General features: G+C 58.9%; 4 protein-coding genes and 1 pseudogene. 2 read left to right on the forward strand and 3 right to left on the reverse strand.

What is annotated here, in order from left to right:
• Window positions 1-224 precede the first annotated feature (224 nt).
• Complete coding sequence (locus AAFX91_RS39205; protein WP_394570070.1) at window positions 225-920, forward strand: secretin N-terminal domain-containing protein; 696 nt, start codon at window positions 225-227, stop codon at window positions 918-920.
• A 476-nt stretch (window positions 921-1396) separates the two neighbouring features.
• Window positions 1397-2089: a hypothetical protein gene (locus AAFX91_RS39210; RefSeq protein WP_155255696.1), complete on the forward strand. Its 693-nt coding sequence runs from the start codon at window positions 1397-1399 to the stop codon at window positions 2087-2089.
• Between the two features lie 1413 nt (window positions 2090-3502).
• Here the strand turns inward: AAFX91_RS39210 and AAFX91_RS39215 are convergent.
• From AAFX91_RS39215 to AAFX91_RS39225, 3 genes and pseudogenes are all read right to left on the reverse strand, one after another.
• On the reverse strand, window positions 3503-3766 hold the full coding sequence (locus AAFX91_RS39215) for a type II toxin-antitoxin system YhaV family toxin (protein ID WP_245287709.1): 264 nt from the start codon (window positions 3764-3766) through the stop codon (window positions 3503-3505).
• On the reverse strand, window positions 3744-4076 hold the full coding sequence (locus AAFX91_RS39220) for a type II toxin-antitoxin system YhaV family toxin (protein WP_245474936.1): 333 nt from the start codon (window positions 4074-4076) through the stop codon (window positions 3744-3746). Before AAFX91_RS39220 ends, AAFX91_RS39215 begins: the two co-directional genes overlap by 23 nt.
• Window positions 4073-4414 (reverse strand): annotated as a pseudogene (locus AAFX91_RS39225) (type II toxin-antitoxin system PrlF family antitoxin). Before AAFX91_RS39225 ends, AAFX91_RS39220 begins: the two are co-directional and overlap by 4 nt.
• Between the last annotated feature and the right edge of the window lie 366 nt (window positions 4415-4780).

The following is a 4780-nucleotide window of genomic DNA, read 5'->3' on the forward strand; positions in this document are numbered from 1 at the left end:
CGCGCGAAACTACTTCGCCGTCGTCGCCATTGCCGCCACTCTGCTCTGGATAAGGTAACTGTCCACACGGCCTAGGCGTGTTGCCACCTAACGGGTCAATACCCTAGAAGGGCGAACTGACGACAAGCCGACGAACACGCCAAGGTTTGCGTCATCTAAAGATCACGTTTGTTTCCAAATTGGCCGAATCTCAGCTCTTGTTCTGAGGTCGAAGGAACTAGGGAATGCTTGTGCGAACCACGATGCTGGACATTTTAAAGAGAGCTCTTTGTGTCGGAGCTTTCGTTTCCAGCGGAATACTTCCGGCGTTCGATGCTTCCCTCTCGCTCCCATCGACACCTTATAACTATACGGTTCTGGATCAGGAGCTCTCTGCCGCACTGCAGGAATTCGGTAACAACCTAAATATCAGAGTCAACGTCAGCGCCGAGGTGAAGGGCCGGATCCGCGGGCGAATGCCGGATCTGCCAGCGCGAGAGTTCCTCGATCGTTTGACGAACCTCTACAATCTTCAATGGTACTATGATGGGCTCGTGCTTTACGTATCTGCTGCAAGCGAGGCGCAAAGTCGTCTGCTTGTGTTGAAGCCGATCAGCTTCGACGCATTCAAAGCGGCGCTCGATACACTCAACATCTCCGACGAGCGCTATGCTGTACGAGCGGCACCAGGAAATGGCATCGTCCTGGTTTCTGGTCCACCACGCTTTATTGCGCTCGTGGACCAAACGCTGAGTGGCCTTGTGGCGGAGGCGCAGGCGCGGGCACACGCCGCCGATAAGCAGCCGCGGGAATCGATTCTGAAGTTATTTCGTGGCTCCTCGACCATGGTCATTCGCGATGGACGACCGGAAGCCCCCTATTCTTCCGACGCGCCGCATCAGGACAGCATGGTGCGCGAGCCTGCGCCAGGCCAGAGATGAAATGGAGAATGCGCGGCGGCTTTTGGCGAAAGTCAATGCCCGTCTGCATTGGCTCATTGTGAATCCTTCTGACGCTCGTCAGCTTCTCGAAAGCTCACCCTCCTAGCATGAGAGCGCGGATGTCTGGACGGCGATGCCGTCCATCCACCGTATTGGACATGCACGTCGAGGCACCCGATGCTCGCAATGACCTGAAACCGGGTTGGCGTCATTGTTGCCGGTAGCTCGCAGGCTGCGGCTCAACGCGAGTCTTCTAAACAGTTCTCCGTAGGCCGCGATACAAGTGGCCTTTGTCGAACAAGGGCTCGGGGCCGCTCCATGTTTCAAAGGAGGAACAGGATGGATTTCAACTCAATCGGCCCACTGAACACGGACCCCCGCCTGACTTACCATCCCCGCCCGCCTATCCAACGGGCTTTGAGCACCAGCTGAGCGAATTGCAAGATAGTGCTCCGCCATACGTTACTCGGTCGCCAGTGCCGCAGGGCGAAGCCTATTCGCCATATTTGGAGGCCGGGCATCCCTATTCGTCACATTTGAATTGGCAGGATGATCTGCATACGCCGGCCGCGGTTTCCCCTGAGCCATTACCGGCCACTGGCGAAAGCTTTCAGCAGCCCAGCTCGCAGCAGGCGATTGCTGAACCGCTGGCGAAAGCCGCATATTTCGATCAGGATCTGATTTGGCAGGAGCTCGAATCCGGCCTGCAAGCCGGGCCGTCGCAAGCCGGGCCATCATCCTTCGCCCTGGAAGGCCCTCAGCGACCCATCTCGCAGCAGCCGCTTGCTCAGTCGCTGGCGGAAGCCCCCGATTTCGATAAGGACCCAGTTTGGCAGGAGCTCGATCCCGGGCTGCAGGCCGGGCCATCGCAGGCCGGGCCGTCCTCGTCCGCGGGGGCCGCGCCACGCGAACTCGGAGATTTCGTCATGAACAACGGACGCCGTGCCAGCGAGTACTGGGTCTTCTTTCCCCAAACGGCCTCGAACGCTCAGATGAATATGCTAAGAAGCGTCGGGCTCATGCCGAGCAGAGACTCACCGACAACCTTCTCCATTATAGGTGTCCCCCACACAGCCGAATGGCGAGATGAGGATTTCGTTCGTATCAACCCGTCGCTGGACCCTAGCCTCTGGCCTGGATACTCGGGTGAGGATTCACCCACTGGGTAGACGTTCCACAGCAGCTCGCGGCAGGGCCATGCGCCTCCCCGCGAAAACAGACCTTCGGGATGTCGCCGACGGCAGCAGCGCCTGGCGACGTCCCTCCTGGGCGTCGACGATCTTGGCTATCTTAGCCTCGCGCCAAGATAATTGTACCCGGTCAATTAATTATGCGTCCTTTCAGAGATCTGGTCAGGCAGTCGGCGCGGCCAGGACATTCCAGCTGAGAACGGCCCACATCATCCCCGCAACGTTCCGAGTCTCAAGCGGCAGGGGTTTTGAAGGCACCTCGAGCGGACTTCGCAGCGAGTGAAACGAAGTTGATGCCGGTGATGGCGCCGACGTCCTAGTTCTTCAGCCAGTCGCAGCGCCGGTAGAACTCGATCGGCATGTGTCCTCGCGCCGTCAGCGACTCCTCCAAGCCCCCATTGGTGAGGCGGGCATGCCCGTGCTGCGAGCTGGTTGTGGAGCGCGTACCCGGTGCCCAAACCCGCTGGGCCTTGGGGTTGCAGTCCAATCGAGTTATTCAGCCACGTCCAACAGGATAGAGACGAACGCGCGGTCCTCTGTCCGTTTCTTGCAACTCGGCCCTATAGGGTACACCTTCGATGAGGATATGCGTTGGACGGCCCGCGCTCGGCACGAGACCCTCGTCGTCCAGTGCTTGGACGAGCTCTAGTGGGGCGAAACGTTCGCGGTTGTGATCCCAATGCCCCTCGCGGATCACAGGCGCGAAATCCAGTCGCTGCTGATGGCATGGCCTGGCAGACGACGATGCCCTGGTTTCATCCATCTGCCCAACTTGGGAGTGATGGACGAGAAGAACGTCGCGGGGCCCTTCCGGCCCCAGCTCGGCCGTGTAGGGCTCACGGTTGATGGAAAAACGTGTGATTGGGACGAAGTGGGTCGGCGGGAGCCCGCTGTGATCAAGTATGTCGATCAAGACGTCCGAGGCCCCGTCGGGAGCCGTGCTCCCAGTCCGAATCGACGAGAGGCCCGATGTCCCGTACCTTATGATGGTTCGCTGATAATGGGTCGATTGGATCCATACTGCTCTCCTCTTGACGATACAGGGCCTGCGCAAATCTGCGGAGTTACGCGCCGGACCAGTGTACGGGGCGGCAGAGATTTCAGCGCGAGCCAAGACTAATCTTGCAGGGGCTAGCTGTCGAAAACCTGACGAGTGTCACAAGGAGCCAATGGCGACCGTGTTGGTTTCCTCCGGAAGGTGCGGCGTCGGTCGTCTGCTGAAGAAGAGCTGGTGATGGTCGAAGACAAGGAGCCGCGCTGAACCTGGAGGACTGCCTATGAAACTGCACCGCTTCCGTGACACTTGGACGTCGTCTTCGGTGACATCGATGCAAGCTTTCGGACTTTTGCAACCGAAAAGCTTGCAATTTCATTCCCGGCCTTGACCTGGGCCTACCCGACGGGTCCGACCTTTTCGCAATTGATCGTATCGATGTGCGGGTAGTGTGTGTATCGACGCGCGCCGTTTCCATGCTTAGCCCTTGGGCGCGGATCGCGCGAGCCTTCGCTTGGTCGAGGCGTCGGAGCGGCGGCCGGGAGCTCCTTGCAGCTATCAGGCGGGTTTCCGCGTTTCAGCATCTTCCGAAACACGGCATACGCGTCATTTGCGCTCTCATAGGCGGACAGGGTCGAGTCATCGTTTACCCAGGCGAGCACGATAACCTTTGCAGTTTCCCGATTGGTGGTATCGAAAGAAAAGGCGGAACTGCTGCAGGAATTGAGTGCCTGTATTCGTCGCCGAGCGCGGCGCCCTGCCGGTAGACATCACGAGTGGGTCGCTCGGGATATCTTCGAACGCCAGCTTGAGGACGGCGGCGAGAAGCTCCGCCATGCGCTTCTTCTTATATCCCTTAAGATCCTTGTTTTGCGCTTTCTCGACGGCCGCGATCATCGCCTCGAGCTGGTCGAGAAATAGCGGGTGCGCGTAGATCGTCCAACCATTGATCTTGGGGTTATCGTCGCTCACGCCTCGTCATCTCGGAGAGCCGAGTTGAGATCGACCTTGACGCCTTTGACGAGGGCCTTGCCGCGCGCGAGCAGCGACTTCGGTACGGGCCGAATCCGCGCCCGCTGATCGGCCATGGTCTCGTGCAAGCAATTTAAGAAACTTGCCGATCACTGGATCGCCCTCGTCCGCGCGCGCTTGCTTCTTGGCTATCACGACGGTCCCGTCGGAGAGGCCGCGGAACACGACCTGGTCGCGCTTGCCCAACCCCAGGATCTTACGGATGGGTACCGGCACGGTTGTTTGGCCGCGCTCCGTGATTGTCGCGGGATTTCAAGGATTTCGGCCGTCTTGGTCACGGTCCGCTCCCATAATCTGCCCCCGGCAATGCATTTGCATTGTAGGTCAAGAGACGTCAGATTGCGAGGGAATGGGACCGCGAGAAGATCGACAATGAACGCTACACCGTGGCGCGCTGGAGGAGGACTTCGCCCACCACATGCGAATGCCATCCCAACCAAGCGAAGGAGAGGATCTCTCAACGGCTCAGGTGCAGTCAGTGCAGAGAATCAGACCATAGGGCGCGTAGACTGAGCCTGAGAGAGCAAGGTCGGTCACAGGCCCACCGCTTGTTACCCATGGTCATTCCCTAGTACCCACTTTTCATAGAACGTGAGTCGTGATTCAAGATCGGGATGATTCCCGAAGCAAGAGAAGTCCGCGTT

The sequence above is a fragment of the Bradyrhizobium sp. 31Argb genome (assembly GCF_043638955.1).
Classification (GTDB): domain Bacteria; phylum Pseudomonadota; class Alphaproteobacteria; order Rhizobiales; family Xanthobacteraceae; genus Bradyrhizobium.